Below are 4,829 nucleotides of genomic sequence, written 5' to 3'. Positions count from 1 at the left end.
CTCCGCCAAAGCCATCAAGCGCGTCCATGAAGTAACTCCAATGCAAACTGCACCCAGGTAAGCGAAGACCTCACGCCAAGCCAGTGAAGGCACTCCGATCTGGGACAGGGTGAACACCACGTGATAGCCGGCGACGGCGGCGGGAACAGCGAATGCCGTCGCGATCGCGATGCGCAAGGCCAAGGACCGAGTAATAGCGACGGTGACCTGGCCGAGGACGAGCGTCAGCGCACCGCTGACCGTTCCGATAAGCAGCGCACCAAGCACGCCGGCGCCATTTTGAAACGCGGTCATCCCGATACTCAGTGCGACGAAAAACGGCAAGGCATACACAGCGAGTGCAAAGACCGCCCAGCAGAACAAGCCGATGCCGAGTGTGTTGAGAACAAGCCCTAGGGCGAGCATGGTGGTGCTCCATGTGCATGGATCTAGCAGTCGCGCCTTCCACCACCACCACGTCGCAACCGGACATAGGGTCGAAACGAGGCGGAGTTGCGGCGCATGCAACTCCGCTTTGGTTTGGAGGTGAGAAGACGGCACTCATGCGCCGCCGAACTTCCAGACGGGAATGCCGAGGCGCTTCGCTTTGTCCGCCAGGTTGTCCTGGATTCCCGTGCCCGGGAAGTGCATGACGCCGATCGGCAGGAGTTCGAGCATGGCGTCGTTGCGCTTGAATGGGGCCGCCTTGGCGTACTTTGTCCAGTCGGGCTTGAAGGCGATCTGAGGCACCTTGCGATTGGTCGCCCATTTGGACGCGATAAGCTCCGCACCTTTTGGCGAGCCGCCATGGAGCAAGACCATGTCGGGATGCTTGGCGTAGACCTTGTCGAGGCGGTCCCAGATGAGATGGTGATCGTTGAAATCGAGCCCGCCGGTAAGTGCGATCTTCGGTCCTGGCGGCAACAACACCTCGGTTTCAGCGCGACGCTTGGCTGCGATGAAGTCGCGGGATTCGATCATTGCTGCGGTCAGCGTGCGGTGATTCACCAGCGATCCCGATCGAGGGCGCCAGGACGATCCAGTGTGAGTCTCAAAGCGTTCGATGGCCTGGTCACGGAAGAGCTCCAGGCAGTTGCGTCGCTCGATCAAGGTGATGCCTTCGGCCGTCAAGCGCTCGAGTTCGACTGATCGAACCTCGGAGCCATTCTGCTCGCGCTGGCTCTTTTGCTGCGCCTGTTCGTTGTCGTCGAGATCGCGCTCGATGCGGTCGACGGCACGATGGAACAGGTTGACGGCCGACCAGAGCAGATCGCTTAGGTCCGGCTCGAGCCGCGTGTCGCTCAGTGTCGCAACCAGGGCGTCGAAGATATCGGCAACGGCGCCAGCGATCATCTTGCCCTCGGGAAGCGGTCGTGGGTCAGGCTGGTCGTCGAATGGACGGTAGCCGAAGAGCTGTAGTTCGGTGAGAGCGTGGTCAGTTGGAGAAGAGGCGCGCGGCGGTTCGATGTCGTCGTGGTCGGTCATTGGAGGGATCCTTTGCCGGATCGGCCGCGCCCATCGCGGCCTTCGTGGCGATCACTCAGACGGCGGGCGGAACGGGACAGAACCCGCAAGGGCCGAAGCGGCAGCGGAGGATGGCGGAGGCCGGCCATTTTGCTTCGCGATGCAAAGCGCGCCCGCCAGATGGCTAAGAGTCTTTCCCATCGCCGGCGCGCGGCGGAAAATAGCCGGGCGTAGCCATTGCCGACCCGGGCCGCTTGCCGTCCGATCGCCCTCTAGAAGGCCGAGGTCGCGTCCTCTTCCGGCAATGGCCTCGTTTTGACCGACCTATCAACGTCGATCGAAGCACCGCCCTCTGCGGCTGCGGCTACCGTCGACGAATGCAGGAAGCGGACGACGTCCTCTGGGACGAGTTGAAGCCGCAACGCTGTTTTGAGGGTCTCGAGACCGAAGATGTGCAGGTCTTCGTTGAAATCGCCCAGCCGCGGCGACAAGGTGATCGCTTCAACGCCGGCTTCTTGCGCGCGCTGGGTAAGGATAGCCTGTACGGCATCTCCGGCCGCATCGTCGTCCCGGGCGATATAGAGACGACGCAGGCTAGCCGGCAACAACATGGCTGAGAGGTGATTGGCCGAGAGCGCCGCGGCCATGGGCATAGTCGGCAGCACGTAACGCAATGAAAGCATGGTCTCGATTCCCTCGCCAGCGGCGAGCACGTCGTCCACCACGCCGAAGCGGACGGCGTTGCCGAGCAGGTCGCCCATGGCCCGTCGTGGCGTGTCGACCGGAGCCTTGCCAAGACGAATGCGATCAAAGCCGTCCGGATCGAGCCAGGTTCGGTGCGCTCCGGTGATCCGCCCCTCTAGGTCCGTGACGCGGGCAATCACCGCCGGCCAGGTTTCGGTCGGCGAATGCTCGTCCGGCCGATAATAGCAACGTGGGTGGAAGCGCAGGCTGCCACCATGGTGGACTTGAGCTATTCCGCGACGCTGCAAATACGTTTCGGCTATCGTCCCCTCGATCGGGCTGGATATCGCAAAGAGTCGGCGCGCGGCTTCCTGCGATCCGGCCGGCGTCACCGAACGAACGGGTTTCGAGGTCAGCTGGGGCACGGGACGAGGCAGCTTCAGAAACCGCCGCGCTTCCTCGGCGGCCTCGCTGAAGTCGCGTAAACCCCGGCATTCGCGGATGATGTCGAGGAGGTCGCCATGCTCGCCGGTCGCAGCGTCAGTCCACTTGCCGGCGGGGCCCTTCGGTGATTCCTGGAGCCGCACGAACATCGAGCGGCCCGGCGTGTTGTGGACGTCGCCGACCACCCAGTACCGCCCCGCCCGCTTGCCATTGGAGAGATAGTATCGGCACACTGCCTCGGCCTCGCACGCGAGGCGGTGTGCCAGTTCGCAAGGCGCAGGGGACATCACGCGGCCTCCCGCTCACTGACGCGCGCGACCGGGTAGGTATCGAGCACCTTTGTCAGGATCCTGACGCCGCTTGCGTCCGTGGGCACGAACATCCGCAGTTTCCAGGAGATGATCTCTCCAAAGAAGCCGTAAGCGCGGAGCCGATCGCGCATCGTGTCGTTGAATCCCGACAGCTCGATGCGGTATGCGCCCATCACCCGGACGCGGCGAAGCTGGAGCCCCTCCGCGAGGTCGAGAACGGTGCGTCCCTCCATCAACGCGGCAAAGGCAGCATCCGGCGACAGCGTAGGCGGGTCCGCCGAGAAGGCGTTTGCGACCCAGCCCGCAGAAACCTTGCGGCCAATGACGCGTTCGCCCGCGTCGGTCTGGAGACGATAAACACGAGTCGATTCGTTCGGCAACCGTTTCCAGATCGGTAGTAGCAACCCCGCAACGACGTGGATCGCGCTTTCCGTGAACTCAGGCACCTCGGCAAGCTCAGCCATCCAGGCCGCGGCAAAACCTTCGCGATCCGCTTCGACCCAATGGCTCTCCAGCATCATGTTCAAGGGGACGTGGTGCTGCTCCATAGGCCGGATCAGGCAGACGCGGCGCTCGATCTCGCCGTCGTCGAGCATGATGCTCGAGGCCGGAACCTGCACGGCGGCCCGACCCGAGCGCTCGTTGATCAGCAGGACCGCATGATCGGAAAGACGAGCAAGGGCGTCGTCCAAACCAACGGGATGGTTACGCTGGCGCTGGACGATGGTGAGTAGCCGCGTCTCGGCGCCTGTGCGCGGATGGACATAGATCGTTCGCCGTTCGCGGACGACAAAGCTTTCAGCGCGGAGCGTTTCCAATCCGAGGTCATAGGTGCCCGAGGCAACTGCGCCCTCGATCCGGGCGGTCAAGAGCTGTTCGAAGGCAGTGAACAGGACATTTTGCAGGTCGATGGTGAGGGCCAACAACCTGTTCAGGAAGGTCGTGATCGGCGGCAGGTCATCCCTGAGGCCATTGGTATCCGTCAGTTTCAGGCCGCTCGCATCCTCGAACTTCTCGAGCGAGCATCCGTCGACCTTGCCTCGTACCAGCAGCGTGTAGAGTTGACGCAACGCATCGCGCCCATACTGGCTTTCGAGATTGTCCTCGGGCCGAAACAGCCCCTGCCCGCCGGTCTGGCGCTGGCCACGCGTAATTGCTCCCAAGGTGTCGAGCCGACGGGCGATGGTGCTAAGGAAGCGCTTCTCGGCCTTCACGTCGGTCGCGATGGGGCGAAACAGCGGGGGCTGTGCTTGATTGGTCCGGTTTGTCCGGCCGAGCCCCTGGATCGCAGCATCCGCCTTCCAGCCGGGCTCAAGCAAATAATGGACCCGCAAGCGGCGATTCCGGGCCGACAACTCGGCATGGTAGCTCCTTCCCGTACCGCCTGCATCGGAGAACACGAGGATGCGCTTGACGTCGTCCATGAAGGCCGATGTCTCAGCGAGATTGGCCGAACCGGCTCGGTTTTCGACCACCAACCGGTCGCCCTTACGAATGATGCGGCGCGAGCGGCCGGTCACTTCGGCGACCGTATCGGTGCCGAAGCGCTGGACGATTTGATCCAATGCGCCGGGTACCGGAGGCAACGAGGCGAGCTTCTCGATGAGGCGGCCGCGTCGTGCCACGGCCTCCCGGCTCTCGACCGGCTGGCCATCGCGGTAGACAGGCCGGGAGGAGAGATTCCCCTCCGAGTCGGTAAAGGGCTCGTAGAGCTGGACCGGGAAAGAATGGGTGAGATAGTGGAGCACATACTCGCGCGGGGTGATGTCGACCTGGACGTCGCCCCAGTCTTCGGTCGGGATCTCGGCGAGCCGGCGCTCCATTAGTGCTTCGCCCGTTGAAACAATCTGGATGACGGCGGCATGACCCGCGTGGAGATCGCGGTCGATCGATCGGATGAGCGACGGCGTCTTCATCGAGGTCAGTAGATGGCCGAAGAAGCGCTGC

4 protein-coding genes are annotated in these 4,829 nt (G+C 63.2%); all 4 read right to left on the bottom strand.

Annotated elements, in window-relative coordinates; genetic code table 11:
- Window positions 1-405: hypothetical protein (locus TSA1_RS37640; RefSeq protein WP_100181564.1), on the bottom strand; the 405-nt coding region annotated here is incomplete at its 3' end.
- Window positions 406-540: 135 nt separating this feature from the next.
- On the bottom strand, window positions 541-1,464 hold the full coding sequence (locus tag TSA1_RS37635; RefSeq protein WP_100180734.1) for a DUF2493 domain-containing protein: 924 nt from the start codon (window positions 1,462-1,464) through the stop codon (window positions 541-543).
- 251 nt (window positions 1,465-1,715) lie between these two features.
- On the bottom strand, window positions 1,716-2,858 hold the full coding sequence (locus tag TSA1_RS37630) for a DUF7146 domain-containing protein (protein WP_100180733.1): 1,143 nt from the start codon (window positions 2,856-2,858) through the stop codon (window positions 1,716-1,718).
- The coding region (locus TSA1_RS37625) for a strawberry notch C-terminal domain-containing protein (RefSeq protein ID WP_174719377.1) at window positions 2,858-4,829 on the bottom strand (1,972 nt) is incomplete at its 5' end. The genes TSA1_RS37625 and TSA1_RS37630, both read right to left, overlap by 1 nt.

The organism is Bradyrhizobium nitroreducens (assembly GCF_002776695.1).
In the GTDB taxonomy this organism is placed as follows: Bacteria; Pseudomonadota; Alphaproteobacteria; order Rhizobiales; family Xanthobacteraceae; genus Bradyrhizobium; species Bradyrhizobium nitroreducens.
The sequence above is the reverse complement of the archived record's forward strand: the minus strand, read 5'-3'. Positions and strand labels throughout refer to the sequence as shown.